12 protein-coding genes are annotated in these 17,172 nt (G+C 37.7%); all 12 read left to right on the forward strand.

Annotated features, from left to right (window positions below; genetic code table 11):
* The first annotated feature begins 396 nt into the window (after nucleotides 1-396).
* The 12 genes from KDN24_RS03560 to hutI all read left to right on the forward strand — a co-directional run bounded on the left by KDN24_RS03560 (nucleotide 397) and on the right by hutI (nucleotide 17,171).
* Nucleotides 397-1,611, forward strand: a complete 1,215-nt coding sequence (locus tag KDN24_RS03560) for an MFS transporter (protein WP_491348306.1) — start codon at nucleotides 397-399, stop codon at nucleotides 1,609-1,611.
* Between the two features lie 43 nt (nucleotides 1,612-1,654).
* Complete coding sequence (locus KDN24_RS03565; protein WP_409975322.1) at nucleotides 1,655-2,923, forward strand: MFS transporter; 1,269 nt, start codon at nucleotides 1,655-1,657, stop codon at nucleotides 2,921-2,923.
* A 251-nt stretch (nucleotides 2,924-3,174) separates the two neighbouring features.
* A complete protein-coding gene (locus KDN24_RS03570) occupies nucleotides 3,175-4,347 on the forward strand; it encodes a carboxylate--amine ligase (RefSeq protein WP_409975323.1) in 1,173 nt (390 codons plus the stop codon).
* Between the two features lie 94 nt (nucleotides 4,348-4,441).
* Nucleotides 4,442-6,016 (forward strand): Mur ligase family protein, encoded by a 1,575-nt coding sequence (locus KDN24_RS03575; RefSeq protein WP_409975324.1) that lies wholly within the window; start codon nucleotides 4,442-4,444, stop codon nucleotides 6,014-6,016.
* 392 nt (nucleotides 6,017-6,408) lie between these two features.
* On the forward strand, nucleotides 6,409-8,256 hold the full coding sequence (gene asnB / locus KDN24_RS03580) for an asparagine synthase (glutamine-hydrolyzing) (protein ID WP_409975325.1): 1,848 nt from the start codon (nucleotides 6,409-6,411) through the stop codon (nucleotides 8,254-8,256).
* Between the two features lie 19 nt (nucleotides 8,257-8,275).
* Complete coding sequence (locus tag KDN24_RS03585; RefSeq protein WP_409975326.1) at nucleotides 8,276-9,397, forward strand: C39 family peptidase; 1,122 nt, start codon at nucleotides 8,276-8,278, stop codon at nucleotides 9,395-9,397.
* Nucleotides 9,398-9,418: 21 nt separating this feature from the next.
* A complete protein-coding gene (gene cuyB / locus KDN24_RS03590; protein WP_409975327.1) occupies nucleotides 9,419-10,126 on the forward strand; it encodes a cysteate racemase in 708 nt (235 codons plus the stop codon).
* Nucleotides 10,127-10,146: 20 nt separating this feature from the next.
* Entirely contained in the window at nucleotides 10,147-10,470 is a 324-nt protein-coding gene (locus KDN24_RS03595) for a hypothetical protein (protein ID WP_491348307.1), read from the forward strand.
* A gap of 285 nt (nucleotides 10,471-10,755) precedes the next feature.
* Nucleotides 10,756-12,018 carry a murein hydrolase activator EnvC family protein gene (locus tag KDN24_RS03600; RefSeq protein ID WP_409975329.1) on the forward strand — a complete coding sequence of 421 codons (1,263 nt, stop codon included), beginning with the start codon at nucleotides 10,756-10,758 and terminating at the stop codon, nucleotides 12,016-12,018.
* Nucleotides 12,019-12,279: 261 nt separating this feature from the next.
* The gene (locus KDN24_RS03605; RefSeq protein WP_409975330.1) at nucleotides 12,280-13,749 is read left to right on the forward strand and encodes a response regulator transcription factor; all 1,470 of its coding nucleotides are present in this window, start codon (nucleotides 12,280-12,282) and stop codon (nucleotides 13,747-13,749) included.
* Between the two features lie 398 nt (nucleotides 13,750-14,147).
* Nucleotides 14,148-15,809, forward strand: coding sequence for a urocanate hydratase (hutU, locus tag KDN24_RS03610; RefSeq protein WP_491348308.1), 1,662 nt, complete (start codon nucleotides 14,148-14,150; stop codon nucleotides 15,807-15,809).
* 105 nt (nucleotides 15,810-15,914) lie between these two features.
* Nucleotides 15,915-17,171: an imidazolonepropionase gene (hutI, locus tag KDN24_RS03615; RefSeq protein ID WP_491348309.1), complete on the forward strand. Its 1,257-nt coding sequence runs from the start codon at nucleotides 15,915-15,917 to the stop codon at nucleotides 17,169-17,171.
* The last annotated feature ends 1 nt before the right edge of the window (nucleotide 17,172 follow it).

The raw sequence follows: 17,172 nt of genomic DNA on the forward strand, positions 1-17,172 counted from the left end.
TCCTTTTTTAAAAGATTTGAAGACTGAATGCTGAACGTTAAATTCAGAAGAGTTTGAAAGTAATCTTTCCATATTAAGTGGATAAGTATAAGGCTGCATATCACAGAAAATCTATATTAAATATGTATCGTTCAATATCGAAGGTTGACTATGCTAAATTAGTCAGCCTTCTTTTTTTCATTCAAACAATTTTTAATCTAGTTTTGAATAATTAACGAATGTTGTTCACAAAATATCTATGATTTACTTTTCTCAGTAATTCATAAGGAAAGTCGAAAGATTTAATACATAAGTGTTTGAATGATATTTAACAAAATCCGATGCTTTAAGAAAGTAATGGTTAGTAAGTCTAAAACAGGGTTTTTACAAATGTTTTAGCAATGTAAGGAGGTTTCTATGGATAAGGAGAGAAGGAAGATACCCTTTTGGTGGAAAGTGGTTGCGACCTTTACCATCGGATGGGTGCTCATGTATGCAGACAGGACAATTTTAAACCCTGTTATGCCTCATCTAGCTAAAGAATTTAATCTTACAAATGCAGAGCTAGGGCTAGTAAATAGTGTTTTTTTCATTGCCTATGCAATAGCTCAAATTCCATCTGGAACACTTGGTGACAAAATTGGCCGCAGAAAAGTCCTCGTTCCAGGTTTTGTTCTTTTCGGCTTGCTCACAGGAGCATCTGGACTTGCGACGACTTTCTTAATTTTTCTCATCATTCGGTTCGTAACCGGTTTGGGAGAAGGAACGTATTTTGGACCTGCTTATGCAGTTTCAACAGATAATATCCCAAAGAAATACTTAACGATGGGCACAGCTATTATTAACAGTGGCATGGCTTTGGGAATATCACTTGGTTATCTCTTGTCCAGTTATTTTACGCTGGAACTGGGTATGTCTTGGCGTATCCCTTTCTATCTCATGACCATCCCAACCCTTATAGTCGCGGGAATAATATGGCTGACCTTACGCCCGCGACCTGAATTAAAGGATATAACAAAAGAGCCTAGCACAGAAAAAGTTAACATTTGGGAGCAACTTAAAAATCGTAATGTCATTGCCATCTTGATTATGGTTTTCTGTTCTTTATACGGATTTTTCATGATTATTACATGGCTTCCACAATATCTTCAAGTTGAAAGAGGATTTCTGGGCAGTGAAGTTGGTTATATCTCCTCGCTTGTTCCATGGGCATCTATTCCTGCAGCCATTTTGTTTGGCATTTTTTCAGACAGGCTTGGGAGAAGAAAGCCTTTGATTATTATGCTCGTTCCTGTAGCAATTGTTTCTGTCTGGGCAGTTGCCTTTGTGGATAGTAATGCAGTTTTAATTACGGCACTTTTAGTCTATGGGTTTACCGGAAAACTAGCTCTTGACCCAGTTTTAATTTCGTTTATGGCTAGCAATGTTTCAAAACGAGCCTATGCAACGATGTTTAGTATATACAATTTTGTTGGTATGCTCTCTTCGATTTTAGCACCCTATATTACTGGCTATCTTTTGGATGTTACAGGAAATATGGCAATAGGTTTTATTTTAGCAATGATTATGATGGCAATCGGCCTTTTGGCCATTCTTTTTACAAAGGAGAAACAGGTTGAGGCAATAGCCTAACTAAAAAAGAACGCTTATTCAAACTCGATTAGGAGGAAATTGAATGTCAGACAGTGCAATTAACAACAAAGGTGGTACTCCCTATTGGTGGAAAATTGTAGTAGTACTTTCATTAGGTTGGGTATTTATATATGCGACAAGGACAATTCTTAACCCAGTCATGCCAAACATTGCAGAGGAATACGGATTAAACAATGCGCAACTCGGTATTATTAATAGTGTATTCTTTCTAACGTATGCTCTAGCCCAAATTCCCTCTGGAGCTTTAGGAGACAAATTTGGAAGAAAATATGTGCTTGTTCCAGGCTTCATTTTATTCGGATTATTTACCGGAATCTCAGGGATGGCCACGACTTTTGCAATCTTTATGTTTGCACGCGCAGTCGCAGGTCTTGGGCAAGGTACTTTTTATGGACCTGCCTATGCCATTTCGTCTGATGCCATTCCCCAAAAGAATAGGACAGTTGGTACGGCCATCATTAATAGTGGTATGGCGGTTGGTACTTCACTAGGTTATTTGACTTCGAGTACGTTGACACTGGAAAGGGGTATGAGGTGGGAAACTTCTTTTTATGTTATGACAATCCCAACAATCATTACAGCCTTATTAATCTGGTTTGTAGTCAAGGAAAAAAGAGGAAAGGCGGGAACAGTAGCCACTGCAGATAGGAGTGGACAAACAGCACCGGTAGAAACGTTAGGAGCACCAGTTAAGAAAGTAAAAATCAGTGAATTATTGAAAAGTCGTAACTTAATTGTGACATTCATTATGGTATTTTGTTCTCTATATGGATTTTTCATGATTTTGACATGGCTTCCGCAATATCTTCAAGTTGAACGTGGTTTTAAGGGTAGCGATGTTGGGTTTATATCCTCACTTATTCCATGGGCATCTATACCTGGAGCTTTACTGTTTGGATATATTAACGATAAATTGGGAAGGAGCAAACCACTCGTTTTTATTCTTGTTCCATTAGCAGCGTTATCGATTTTCTCTGTTGTCTATATTAAGAGCATCTCACTGATGATTTTCTTTTTAATTTTGTATGGTTTAACAGGGAAATTGGCACTTGATCCAGTTCTAATTTCCTTTGTATCAAAAAATGCCCCTCAAGAAGGGTATAGTACTGTATTTGGTCTTTATAACTTTATCGGGATGTCTTCTTCCATTATCGCACCTTATGTTACCGGTTATTTATCTGATAAAACCGGCAGTATGCAGTCAGGTTTTTTTCTTGCAATGATCCTTTTACTTATCGGTTTTGTTGCCATGCTATTCGCAAAGGAAGAACGGACAAGGAAAGCTGTCTGATTATATATACAAACTTTCCTAAGTTTAATAAGGATTGATAAAAAGGCTTTTAGTGAAATCGGACGGTTGATATATCGTCTTCGATGAAACTAGAGGCCTTTTTCTTGATAAAAAGAGTTTGGTAATAATCCACTTGTAATTCCAAAAGATCCTGATTCCTTTTCGCTTAAATGTTGTATAATATCTTGCATGGTTGCGCATTTCTGTGTCAATATCTATATATTGAAGAATTTCGTTTGGAGTTGAGAAGTTTGAATAATAAGGCAGTCATTTTAGGTTGTAACTATTATATCGGTTTAAGTACCATTCGTTGTTTAGGAGTAAATGGAGTACATACGGTTGCTGTCGATTATGATGAACATGACAGGTATGGTGCCGAGTCAAAATATTGCTCTGAAAGATTAATTGCTCCTTATTATAAAAAAGACCCACAAGGCTTTGTCCAATTTTTAATAGATTATGCGAAGAAACAAAACGAAACCCCAGTTCTTATTCCATGCCATGACGCATATGTAGAAATAATTGATGAATATTTGGATGAATTAAAAGATTGCTATCTTTTCTCACAGACACAAAAAGGGCTGGCTACAACGGTTATGAACAAGGAAACATTGCACAGTTTAGCTGTTGAAAAGGGAATGGCTGTTCCAGAAACGGTTAGACTAAATGATGAGGACTTTTTCGAAAAAATCGATACGATCATTAAATATCCATGCATCGTTAAGCCAACGGATTCCCCTACCTTTGTGGCAACCTTTAGAAAGAAGCTGTTTAAGGTTCATAATCAAGAAGAATTGAAGGAAGCTTTGCAAAAGGCTGCAAGCAAAGAGTTAGAAGTCATTGTGCAAAGAATTATCCCAGGTTTTGATGATCATATGTATACATTTGATGCCTATTTAAATCAGGATTCAAAAGTAACCCATTGGACAACAGCTCAAAAGCACCGCCAATATCCGATTAATTTTGGTGCTTCTGTTTACACAGAGCAAAGATATGTACCTGAATTATATGAAATCGGTGCAAAATTTTTGGAAGAGATCGGATATAAAGGGTTTGGAGAAATTGAGTTTAAAAAGGATGCTGAAACAGGAAAGTTCTATTTAATCGAAATCAATGCCAGAATTACGAATTTTAACACGATGCTGAATAAGGTAGGCTTGAATTTCCCTTATATTACTTATCGCGAATTAATTGGATCACCTCTACCACCAAAGGCAGTGAAAGAAGATAAAAACATCGTATTTTGGTATGCTTATGAGGACTTATTAGCGATTCGCGGTTATATTCGAACAGGTCAATTAACGAGAAAACAAATATTTTTATCATTATTTAAGAAAAAGGCGTATGCGATTTGGGATTGGAAAGATCCGAAGCCTGGCCTTATCTTTTTCAAAAAAATTGCACGTAAATTTTTAAAAAGATAGCCTTGTTAAAGGTCATTGAAAAACGCCATGTATGTTTAATATAGCCAAAAAGATAAGAAAAAATGTTGTCGCAGAAATGAGGTAGGGACAAATAATGAAACTTGAAAAGCTCCTTTATTCAATAGATGTTCAAAACATGATGAATGATCAAGATGTAACTATTCGCGGGATATCGTATCACTCCCAAAAAGTAATGACTGGAGATTTATTCGTCTGTGTTCGCGGGTATAAAACAGACGGACATAAATATCTTTCACAAGCAGTTGCGAACGGAGCGATCGCTGCAGTTGTTGAGGAGTTTCAAGAGGAGCTTAAAATTCCACAATATCTTGTTAAAGATGGGCGCCTGGCACTTGCCCAATTAGGAGCAGCTTTTTATGACAATCCATCAAAAAAGATGAAAATGATCGGAATCACTGCGACAAACGGGAAAACAACTACGTCTTATATAACAAATGCCATTCTTGAAAATGAAGGTCTAAAAACAGGACTCATTGGAACGGTTTCGATAAAAATTGATGACGTTTCGATTCCATCTGAGCTTACCACGCCAGAGTCATTAGATTTACAGTCATACTTAAATCAAATGGTTGAATGTGGAGTCTCTCATGTGAGTATGGAGGTCTCTTCCCAGGCGTTAGAAATGCATCGTGTGGAGAATGTTGCATACGATATTGTCACGTTTAATAATATAAGCCGTGAGCACATTGACTCACATGGCACGTTTGAAAAATATTTAGAAGTCAAATCAAGCCTCATTCGCAATGCGAGTGAAAAGAGCTATGCTGTTTTGAATTTAGATGATCCTTACTCTGCGTCTCTTGTCAATAAAACGAAAGCTCAAGTCATCACATTTGGTGTTAATAGCAAGGATGGCCATATTCATTGCAAAAATTTAGACTTAACGACAGGTAGAGGGAAATTTACTGTTGAAATATTAAAGGCTTTTAAAGTGAATGATACCGAATATATTCCAGGAGAATTTGATATTGAATTGTCTGTACCTGGCCTTCATTCAGTGTATAATTCAATGGTAGCCATTACGATTGCATTGCTTTGTGGTGTGTCTGTCTCCACGATTCAAGAAACATTGAGAAATTTTGCTGGTGTTGAAAGACGTTTTGAGTTTATTTTTGAAGACGACATTAAAATAATTGACGATCATTTCGCTAATGCAGGTAATATTAATGTGACTTTAGGAACGCTGAAATATATGGCCTACAAGAGCCTACATATAGTGTATGCGATTAGAGGAAATAGGGGACCAACGGTGAACCGGGAAAATGCTGAAACGATCGTGAGCTGGGCGAAAAAATTAGGTGTAAGCGAACTGATTGCAACGAAAAGTGTTTCTCATGTAACGGAAAAGGATACTGTTTCTGACGAGGAGCAGCTTGTTTTCGAAGAGGTTATGGCCGAAGCAAACATTAAAGTTCACTTAATTGACGAACTTCCTGAAGCGATTGCAGCAGCACTTAACAAAGCAACAGCTGGAGATTTAGTATTATTAGCTGGCTGCCAAGGGATGGATTATGGTGCAGAAATTGCTTTACATCAGCTCGAAAAAAGGAAGTTAAATATTTCTAAAGAAAAATTATTCCTTCCACTGCGTAACCGTGTTGCTGGTCACTCAGAAAAGGAGCTTGTAGGTAATCACCTCCAGGAGTAGATTTGTGTGGCAAGAGTCGTCCTATCGGACAAAATGGTGGGCATTTTGTAGTCATTGACCAAATCCACGGTTCTATCGGAAAATCAGTGAGGGAATCTGCAATTGTTGGTCGATAGAATGGTTCTAATGACCAAATTTATTTGAAATGCGAAGAAAACGGTCGATAGCCTAGTTTTAATGACCATAATTAAATAACTAGCAATAAAAAGTTGTCAATAGCCCCGTTCTAATGGTCTTATTTCCTGGGCTATCAACAAAAGAGCGTCAAGAGCTCGGTACCAGCGATCACAAACTGAAAAGTATCAGCAATTGGCGGTATGTATTTTCCGAATGCTATGTAATAGACGAAAAGAAGAATATTTAACGAAACTTATTATAAAGGTGATAATAAAATGTGCGGTTTTGTTGGTTTTGCTCATCCAAATCAAGAAATAGATAAAGTAAAAATCATTAATGATATGATGGAAGCGATCATTCATCGAGGACCTGACAGTGGCAAGCATTATACAGATGACAGTGTCGCATTAGGCTTCAGACGTCTCAGCATCATTGATTTAAAAGAAGAATCTGGTCAGCCGATGTTTAATGAAGATAAAAGCTGTGTCCTCGTTTTTAACGGAGAAATTTACAATTATCAGCATTTAAGAGAAGATTTATTAGCGAAAGGTCATATTTTTACGACAGAAACAGACAGTGAAGTGTTGCTTCATGGTTATGAAGAGTACGGTGTTGAAATTTTACAAAAGCTAAGAGGAATGTTTGCTTTTGCTATTTGGGATACGAAAAAGGAAACAATGCTTCTTGCAAGGGACTTCTTTGGCATTAAGCCCCTCTACTATACACAAAACACAACAGATAACTCCTTTATCTTTGGTTCTGAAATAAAATCATTCTTGAAGCAGCCTGCTTTTAAAAAGGAGCTAAATAAAGAGGCATTAAAGCCTTATTTAACCTTCCAATATTCAGTTCTTGATGAAACTTTTTTCAAAGGTGTGTTCAAGCTTAAACCTGGTCATTATATGATTTACCAAAAAGGTGAACTAGACATTAAACCATATTGGGATCTTCAGTTTAACGAAAAAGAAAATAGCTTAGAGCATTATGTGAATGAAATTAATGAAACGATGAAAGAATCCGTAAATTACCATAAAATCAGCGATGTAAAGGTTGGCTCCTTCCTATCAGGTGGGGTTGATTCAAGCTATGTAACAGCCTTATTAAAGCCAAATAAAACCTTCTCAATTGGTTTTAAAGATTATGAAGGCATTTTTAATGAGACAAACTTGGCGGAAGAATTATCTGGAATTCTATCCATCGAAAACTTTAAAAAACTAATGAATGCAGATGAATGTTTCGAGGCATTGCCAACGATTCAATATCATATGGATGAGCCGCAATCAAACCTATCATCTGTGCCGTTATACTTTTTATCTAAGCTAGCAAGTGAGCATGTAACGGTTGTGCTTTCAGGTGAAGGGGCAGATGAAATATTCGGTGGGTATGTTTGGTATCAAAAATCAGAGAAACTAGAACAATACGAAAAAGTTCCTTATTTTATCCGTCGCTCACTTTCGAAGCTTGCTAGTGCCTTGCCACATAATAAAATTTCAACATTTTTAGTCAAAGGTGGACAGAAGATAGAAGAAAAGTTCATTGGACAAGCTAAAGTGTTTGAGGAAGAAGATGCGCTAAAAGTATTAAAGGCTGAGTATAAGAATGGTCCATCTGTACAAAGTATAACAAAGCGTGTTTTTGACAAAGTGAAAGGGAAAGATGATACGACAAAGATGCAATATCTTGATCTTAAGCTTTGGCTGCCTGGTGATATTTTGTTAAAGGCTGATAAAATGAGTATGGCTCATTCTATCGAGCTTAGAGTACCATTTTTAGATAAAGAAGTAATGGCAATGGCTAGCAACCTTCCAAGTTCATTGCGTGTGAATCGAAAGGATACGAAGTATGCATTGCGAGCCGCTTCAACAGAAGTACTTCCAGATGAATGGGCAAATCGTCCGAAGGTTGGCTTCCCTGTTCCAATTCGCTATTGGCTCCAAGAAGAGAAATATTACAATATTGTAAAAGAAATGTTCGAATCAGAGATGGCAAAGGAGTTTTTCGATACGGAAGAGCTCATGAGATATCTTAATGAACATTTTACGAAGAAGCACAATTATGCACGTTATATTTGGACAGTTTATGTATTCCTTGTTTGGTATAAGAAATTCTTTAAAGAATTATAAATAGGGGTATAGGATCAAATTGAAGAAAATAATCGGTATTTCTACATTCGTTCTTGTCATAATCGTTGTTTTTTCCTTTAGTAAAAATCGATTTTTTATAAGTGAACAGCTCTCGTTTATAACTAGTAGAGTCTCCGATGTAGCTGTAAGAAAAGAAGAAGCAGGGAAGATTGCGATTTTGAATATGGATCAGAAGGCAAACCTTCCCATAAAAGATACAGAATTTACGATTATCGATATGGAAACAGATGAGGTTATTGCCCAATTAATAACCGATTTATCAGGCAAAGTAGAAACAGAGCCACTCAAAAATGGCCGATATAAAATTATTCAGCATCAAGTGATAAAACCGTATAAATTGAACAAGGAAGAATTTATTGTGGATGTGAGCAGCGGAACGAATGAGGTTAAGGTGGATAACAATGTAGTGAAGCATGTACTAAATTACAAGAGAACAGACGAAGGCAAAGTTCAAATAACCGAAGTTCTTATTCCAGTCGCTCCACTTTTGCAATTGCCTGAACTGCCAAATGGCTGTGAAATCACTGCCTTAACTGCTGTACTAAATTATTATGACTATCATGTTTCAAAAACGGAAATGTCTGATAATTTTTTGCGAAAAGAACCATTTATTAAAAAGAACGGCAAGCTTTACGGAGCAAATCCGTATAAAGCATATGCTGGAAATCCAAGAAGCAAAGATGAAGGTTATTTCACGTATACTCCGCCAATTCTTGAAGCGGCAAATCAATATTTCAAAACGGTTGATGGAGATGACTACACACTTGATATAAGTGGCAGCTCAAGAGAAGAGATTATGCAGCGCTTACGCAGAGGTGTTCCTGTTCTTATTTGGGTAACCCTCGATCTTGGCAAACCAAAAATAAAGTATTCTTGGTATTTCCACGACACTGGGGAAAAATTTGATTCACCGATAAATTTACATGCTGTTGTGTTAAATGGTTATGATGGGAAAAACGTTCATGTCATGAATCCGCTTGTCGGTCAAATGAAATATAATGCAGATGCGTTTTTTAAAAGCTACACAGATCTCGGAAGTCATGCTATGGTTGTCGTAAAAAAAGAACAAGTAAAGTCGATTGAATCATTAATGGGCAATAAGAAATCAATGGGGAAATAAACAAAACAAGAAGGTTGAAATATGGAAATGAAGAGTTTAGGTGTTATCGGTGGCATGGGACCGTTAGCGACATCCGTTTTTTTTGAAAGGGTAATTGAAAATACTGTGGCAAATGCTGACCAAGACCATATTAATATGGTCATTCTGAATCATGCTACATTACCTGATCGAACGAATGTGATTTTGAATAAGAAGGAAGATACTTTTTTACAAGCAATAGAAAAAGATATTAAACTTCTTGAGCATGCAGAAGTTGCAAATATTGCCATTCCTTGTAACACATCACATTATTTTTATGAGCAAATGCAAGCAATGACAAACATAAATATTATTAACATGGTCGAAGAGACCTGTAAGGAAATCCAGAAGAGGTTTGGGGAAAGAAGTAAGGTTGCGATTTTAGCTACAACGGGAACCGTGCAAAGTGGGGTTTATGCAAAAGGCTGTGATCAATACAAGATACAATTGCATGTTCCTAATGAGGTCTTTCAAGACGAGGTCATGAATACAATTTATAGTATAAAAAGTGATTTGCCTGTAGATGTTAGTGTGATAGAAGGCATCATAAGAGAACTAGTAACGAAAGAAAATTGCAGTTGCGTCATTCTTGCCTGCACCGAATTATCGTGTATGAAATTGAGTGAGGATGTAGAAAAGTTTTGTATTGATGCGATGGATGTTCTAGTTGAAAAATCTATTAAATATTCTGGTGGAATTATTAAAAGATAAGCACTATATAGGGAGGGGTAATGTTGACGTTTCATGAAGCGGAAAAGTTCAAGGAGTTTTTGGAAGATTGTTTTGGTGATGGGGTTACGATTAGAGAATTACGGCTATCTAATGAGGAAACCGAATATATTAAAAAAGTCTATCCAAAGGCGAGCTTTAATAAAAAACAGCCAACTGAAACTCCAGACGGAAAAGCTTGGTATAAAGTCATACTCCAACCCCCTGCTAAAACTAGAAAAAGTCAATCAAGTGCCAAAGAAATGGCCGTGATCAAACAGGAAAATATCCAGCTAAAGCAAGAGCTTGAAAGATTAAAGCAATCCATACAAAAAAATGCTGACTAATAAGCAATAGTTTCTAAATAAGCAAATACAACTCTAATGTCATTCAATGTAATGGCATTAGAGTTTTTTTTGTTCTTCGACAAATTTCTCCTTAATTGAAATATAAATGTAATATAATTTCGAGGCCTTTTTTCAAAATCCGATGTTATAATATAAATTATGTGAATATATACCAGCATATGACTGACATAGATTAATAGAATATACATAAATTTGGAACTAGTATCTAAAAGCTACCTTCTATAAAAAGTATGTTGACGAATAATAGAAAGGAGACTTGTTTCATTGAAACGGAAATTTCTTATTATAGGTGTGGGAGCAATTGTCTGTTTAGGCAGTTTATTTCCACCAGTGACAAATACGGCTCATGCGGTAGGTATGAAACAGCTCGAGCAAAAAAAGAAGGACTTACAAAACAAACGCTCAAATGTCAAAACAGAAATAAATGATGCGAAGCATGAAGTTCAAGAAATTAATGAGAAACAGGCTGCTACGCAAGCTGAGATTAAGCGACTAGACAAAATCGTTGAAGAAACGAATAGCCAAATTCGTGAAAAAGAAGCTCAAATTGAAGAAGCAAATGAAGAAATTGCACGACTTCAAGCGGAAATAGAAGTTTTAAAGGAACAAATAAAAAAGCGTGATGCTCTTCTAAAGGAACGGGTTCGTTCTCTACAAGAAAATGGTGGAATTATTAATTACATAGATGTATTGTTAGGTGCACAAAGCTTTGGTGATTTTGTTAGTAGAGTCAGTGCGGTCACAACATTTCTAGAAGCAGATCGCGACTTAATTCGAAAGCACCAAGAAGATAAAGAGGCTCTCGATAATAAGGAAGCAGAAGCTCAAGTTCAACTAAACGAATTGAATAAAAAGAAAGCTGAGCTTGAAGCATTGCTGAAAAAATCTGAAGAGCAAAGTAAAGAAAAAAATAAATTATTGAAAGTATTAAATGAACAAGAAGAGGAAATGCATGAAAAGCTTCATGATCTTGAGGATGAAGAAGGCATCTTAGCGGATCAGATAAAAGCCGTTGAAAAAGAACAAGAAGCTGAGAAAAAGAGACAGAGAGAGTTGGAAGAAGCGCTTAAGAGACAAGCTGCTAATAACAACAATGTCGGAGCGCTGCCAACGATTAATAATGGGACATTTATGAATCCTACAACCGGTAGACTGACATCTAACTTTGGCATGCGCTGGGGAGCCTTTCACTCTGGCATCGATATCGGGAAAAATGGCCGTACCGGAGCAGTGCCGATTGTTGCTGCAGCTTCAGGTACAGTAATCAGAGCCAACTATGATCGAAGCTATGGTAATGTCGTCATGATCACGCATTATATAGATGGAAAAGTGATGACAACTGTATATGGACATATGGAAAGCTTAAGTGTTTCCGGCTTACAGTCTGTGGAAAAAGGTCAGCTGCTAGGCTATATGGGTAGTACCGGAAACTCAACAGGTCCACACCTCCATTTCGAGATTCATAATGGTCCATGGAATGGAAGCCGAACCAATGCCATAAATCCGCTAAAATATGTATCATATTAATATAATAGGCATTTCACCAGTTTTTTAGGTGAAATGCCTTTTTATTGTCTAAAATAATGATTAGAAGTTTGTTCATTTAATGAGAGAGCAGATATGTAAAATAGATGTTCAATTCATGTAAATAAGGTCGATTCTCGGGCGGAAGAAAGAAGAATCGCCAACAATAAGGTTGAAAACAAAATATTACATGTAGAAACAGTAATATTTCTATATTTCTGAAAATGGTATAATGAAAAAAAGATAGATTCGGGGGTTGCAGCTTTGGATATTCAAATGATGACGAAAGATCCTTTAGAGATTCAAGGAATTCGCTGGGTGATCGAATCACATTTCACAGGGGTGAAGTTAACGGTCTTGGATTCGGTTAATGAGTTAGGTGAGGTGGTGCAAAGGCAAGGCTCACATTTTGTTATTCTTGATATGGATGAGTGGGGACAAGAGTTTGAACAGCTTTGCAGCCTCCTCCAGCAAAAAAGAATTCGTTGGTTAGGCATATCTTCAGAAAGAATATTTCAAACGGCTTACCGAGCGCTCACGTTTCGGGCAGAAGATGTGTTATTCCGTCCCTTTTCGCCAGATGAACTAATTAAGCGCATTCAGCAAATTCGTTTTCTGTTAAGAAATGAACAGCCTTTTTCAGTAGCTAATTCAACAAACCTAATCGATACATATGCCATTGATTATCCGAATTTCTTTTTAACCGAACAGAACGCAGCTGTTCCTATCATGATGGTTGCCTTATTGACACCAAATGTTGAAACACTGCAGCTTCTTTATCATGCATTGCAACGATATCCTTTTCCAGGCAACTATAAAATGTTTGTACTATCAGAATTTATCCTTTGTGTGCAGGAACCGCAACGGATTGAAACGATTCGTGAAGTGTATAATTCCTTTCTCGTTAGGTGGAAAGAGCGGATGGATGAGCCGCTTGCGATAGTCATTAATATGGTGCCGCAGGAAAGCTCTGTTAAGGAAATCTATCAGCAAACGAAGCGGCTGACGAAGAGAATTTTTTTCGAAGGATATGATGTAATTTTAGCAGAACAGGACCAAGCTCCATCACGCGAAATGGATCCATTTTTAACGCCGCTTGAACAGCGGGAGTGGATAGAAATGTTAGAAAAGCATGATATAAAAGCAATTAAATTATGGGTGGAGCATGAGTTTCTCACATATGAAAGGCCATATCCCGATCCGGAAATGATTCGAATCCGCATTACAAGTGTTCTTGCCCAAATTCGAAGACATATGAAATCATATCATCTCCAAAACTCTAGTCTAGAAGCTGCTTATCATGAAGTATTTCACTTTATCGTCCATAAACCGGTCATTCATCAAATTGTTCAAAAGCTGCTAAAGTTTACAGCTAGTTTACTTCAACAAGTGCAAAAACAGCAACAGGAAGGGACACATAGCCTTGTCGAAAAAGTAAAGGAATTAATTGAATTAAATTATTGGAATGCGAGCTGGAATTTAACGGCATGCGCAGATGCCCTTCGGATGAATAAAAGCACGCTAAGTCGCCGCTTTTCCGCAGAATCAGGCCAATCCTTTCGAGTCATACTTCATGAAGTGCGCATTCGTGAGGCAAAGCGTCTCCTACAAGATACAGATCAGCCATTAGAAGAAATTGCTCGTTTAACGGGCTATTCACATCAAACGTATTTTAATGCAAAATTCAAGCAGCTGGAAGGCTGCACACCGTCAGCTTTTCGGAGTGGGATGTAAATTAGGGTATTTTTAAAACTTTGACCGTTTACTTAGTGTACAATCATTCGTAACCACTGTAATTGATTTAATTGTTTCAAATAGATTTGCCGTTTTTAGCCTAATGCACAATGCATTTAGGTGAAGCATTCATTTTATCACTTACATATTTGTATCCAGAACCACGCTTTGCATGGACCGCTTAGAGTGGTTTTTTCATTTTCAAGATTGTTTTTCCAAAAGAAATCCTATCACCTTCACATTATAAAAAAGCTAATTGTTATTAAAATCAATATTTTATAATAACAGAAATAAATACAGAGATTTATGAAATATTTCATAAAAATATCACTAAACTATAAATTATTTTCAAAACATTCCTTATAAAATGAAAATATAAATTAAAGGAGGCAGATAAAATGGAAACGATTTCAAGTGAAAAAGTAGTTCGTTATCGTGGAACAGATTTGAATACGAAAGGGTGGCAGCAAGAGGCAGCACTTCGAATGTTAATGAATAATTTAGACGCGGAAGTTGCGGAAAGGCCAGAGGATCTTGTCGTATACGGGGGAATTGGCAAGGCTGCTCGTAACTGGGATTGCTTCGATGCGATTGTTAAGTCCCTGAAAGAGTTAGAGAATGATGAAACACTATTAATTCAATCTGGTAAACCGGTCGCTATTTTTAAATCACATTTAGATGCCCCTCGTGTATTACTAGCAAATTCTAATATTGTTCCTGCATATGCGAATTGGGATACATTTCATGAGCTTGATAAAAAAGGTTTAATGATGTATGGACAAATGACGGCAGGAAGCTGGATATATATAGGTTCGCAAGGAATTGTTCAAGGAACATATGAATCATTTGCCGAACTGGCAAAGCAGCATTATCATGGCTCATTAAAAAATACGATTACCGTAACGGCTGGACTTGGCGGAATGGGTGGTGCTCAGCCATTAGCGGTCACTATGAACGGAGGAGTTTGTATTGCCATTGAGGTTGATGAAACACGAATCGACCGCCGGATTGAAACACGCTATACAGATGTAAAAACAACTTCACTTGATGAAGCGATTCAATTAGCTAAAGAAGCAAAACAAGCAGGAAAAGCTTTGTCGATCGGGCTATTAGGAAATGCTGCAGATGTGCTGCCTGAAATGATTGCAAAAGGCTTCATTCCAGATGTATTAACAGACCAAACATCGGCACATGATCCGTTGAATGGCTATATTCCGTCAAAAATGTCTTTAGAAGAAGCGGCAGAGCTTCGAATAAATGATCCTGAACAATATGTGAAGCTCTCAAAAGCGTCAATGGCGAAGCATGTTCGTGCCATGCTTGAAATGATGGAGAAAGGTGCAGTTACATTTGATTATGGCAATAATATTCGTCAAGTTGCCAAAGACGAAGGTGTAGAAAATGCATTTGCATTCCCAGGCTTCGTTCCTGCCTATATTCGTCCGCAATTTTGTGAAGGAAAGGGTCCTTTCCGTTGGGTAGCGCTTTCTGGTGATCCTGAGGATATTTATAAAACAGATGAAGTGATTTTACAAGAATTTAGCTATAACACTCATTTATGCAACTGGATTCGTATGGCACAGGAGAAAATTCAATTTCAAGGTCTGCCTTCACGTATTTGCTGGTTAGGCTATGGTGAACGTGCTCGCTTTGGAAAAATTATTAACGAAATGGTGGCAAAAGGTGAACTGAAAGCACCGATTGTAATTGGGAGAGACCATTTAGATTCTGGATCTGTTGCCTCACCGAATCGGGAAACTGAAGCAATGAAGGATGGATCAGATGTTGTGGCAGACTGGCCGATTCTTAACGCAATGATTAATGCTGTTGGGGGAGCAACATGGGTATCAGTACACCATGGAGGCGGAGTCGGAATGGGCTATTCCATCCATGCTGGAATGGTGATTGTTGCCGATGGCACGAAGGAAGCAGAAGCACGACTTGAGCGTGTACTGACAACGGATCCTGGTATGGGAATTGTACGACATGTTGATGCAGGCTATGAATTAGCAGAGAAAACAGCTCGCGAAAAAGGGGTAAATATCCCAATGCTGAAGTAATAATGAGCGTTATTGCCAATGGAAATATAGTAGTTGAAAAACTAAGGCATTCGCCGAAAAACTTTGGCGAACCCCAAGTTTTTTAATAAGAGGGAATGAATTGACATGACAAAACCAATTTGGATTAAACATATTACACAGTTAGCTACTCTAGCACAAGAGAATAAAGATCCTCGTTCAAAAGAGGCGATGTCAGAGCTTGGGTTAATTGAAGATGGAAGTTTGTGGGTAGAAGGCGGAATGGTTCAAGCTGTTGGAACGACGAAAGAGCTAGAAGAATTATTTTCTGCAAGAGCGGATGAAGCAGAGATTGTGAATGCAGCAGGTCATTTAGTAACGCCTGGGTTAGTTGATCCACACACGCATGTTGTTTATGGAGGCAGTCGAGAGCGGGAGTTTGAAATGCGTCTTCAAGGTGCCACCTATATGGAAATAATGAATGCTGGTGGTGGCATTCATGCGACAACACGCATGACACGTGAAGCGACAGATGAAGAATTGATTGAACAAACATCACGAAGGCTTGATTCATTCCTTCAGCATGGCGTAACAACGGTTGAAGGAAAAAGTGGATATGGCATGAATTTAGAAACAGAGTTAAAGCAGCTGCGGATTATGAAACTTCTGCAAGACATGCACCCTATTGATCTCGTTCCGACCTTTATGGGAGCACATGCAGTTCCTTCCGAATTCAAAGGAAGGGAAGATGATTTTGTACAACACTTAATTGATGAGATGCTGCCTATTGTTGCGAGGGAGAAGCTAGCAGAATTCAATGATGTTTTCTGCGAAAAAGGAGTTTATACTCCCGAGCAATCTGAGAAAATTTTAGAAGCTGGGAAAAAACTCGGTTTAATACCGAAAATTCATGCCGATGAAATTGAACCATATGGGGGTGCAGAGCTAGCGGCAAAAGTTGGGGCGATTTCAGCAGAGCATTTATTAAAAGCTTCAGATGAAGGAATTCAAGCGATGGCAAAGTCAGGAACGATTGCCTGTTTACTTCCGGCAACCGCGCTCTATTTACGTGAAGAAGCAGCTGCCGGAAGAAAAATGATCGACGAGGGTGTTGCTGTGGCAATTTCCACCGACTGTAATCCTGGTTCTTCTCCAACAACCTCGATGCCGCTTGTGATGAATTTAGCCTGTATTTCGATGAGATTAACACCTGCTGAAAGCTTAACAGCAGCAACGTACAATGCAGCATGTGCCATTAATCGTCAAGACATAGTCGGCTCACTTGAAGTTGGCAAACAAGCAGACATTGTTTTATGGGATGTAAAAAACTATCAAGAGCTACAATATTTATTTGGGGTTAACCATGTAAAATCAGTATGGAAAAAAGGCATTCAGGTGGTGTGAG

Source organism: Cytobacillus sp. Bva_UNVM-123 (assembly GCF_046351715.2).
Lineage (GTDB): Bacteria > Bacillota > Bacilli > Bacillales > Cytobacillaceae > Cytobacillus.

Bases quoted from the DNA above. Each gene is read 5' to 3' on its own strand.
- hutU (WP_491348308.1), top strand. From the start codon at position 14,148: ATGGAAACGATTTCAAGTGAAAAAGTAGTTCGTTATCGTGGAACAGAT.
- hutI (WP_491348309.1), top strand. From the start codon at position 15,915: ATGACAAAACCAATTTGGATTAAACATATTACACAGTTAGCTACTCTA.
- cuyB (WP_409975327.1), top strand. From the start codon at position 9,419: ATGGAAATGAAGAGTTTAGGTGTTATCGGTGGCATGGGACCGTTAGCG.
- KDN24_RS03595 (WP_491348307.1), top strand. From the start codon at position 10,147: ATGTTGACGTTTCATGAAGCGGAAAAGTTCAAGGAGTTTTTGGAAGAT.
- KDN24_RS03575 (WP_409975324.1), top strand. From the start codon at position 4,442: ATGAAACTTGAAAAGCTCCTTTATTCAATAGATGTTCAAAACATGATG.
- asnB (WP_409975325.1), top strand. From the start codon at position 6,409: ATGTGCGGTTTTGTTGGTTTTGCTCATCCAAATCAAGAAATAGATAAA.
- KDN24_RS03560 (WP_491348306.1), top strand. From the start codon at position 397: ATGGATAAGGAGAGAAGGAAGATACCCTTTTGGTGGAAAGTGGTTGCG.
- KDN24_RS03565 (WP_409975322.1), top strand. From the start codon at position 1,655: ATGTCAGACAGTGCAATTAACAACAAAGGTGGTACTCCCTATTGGTGG.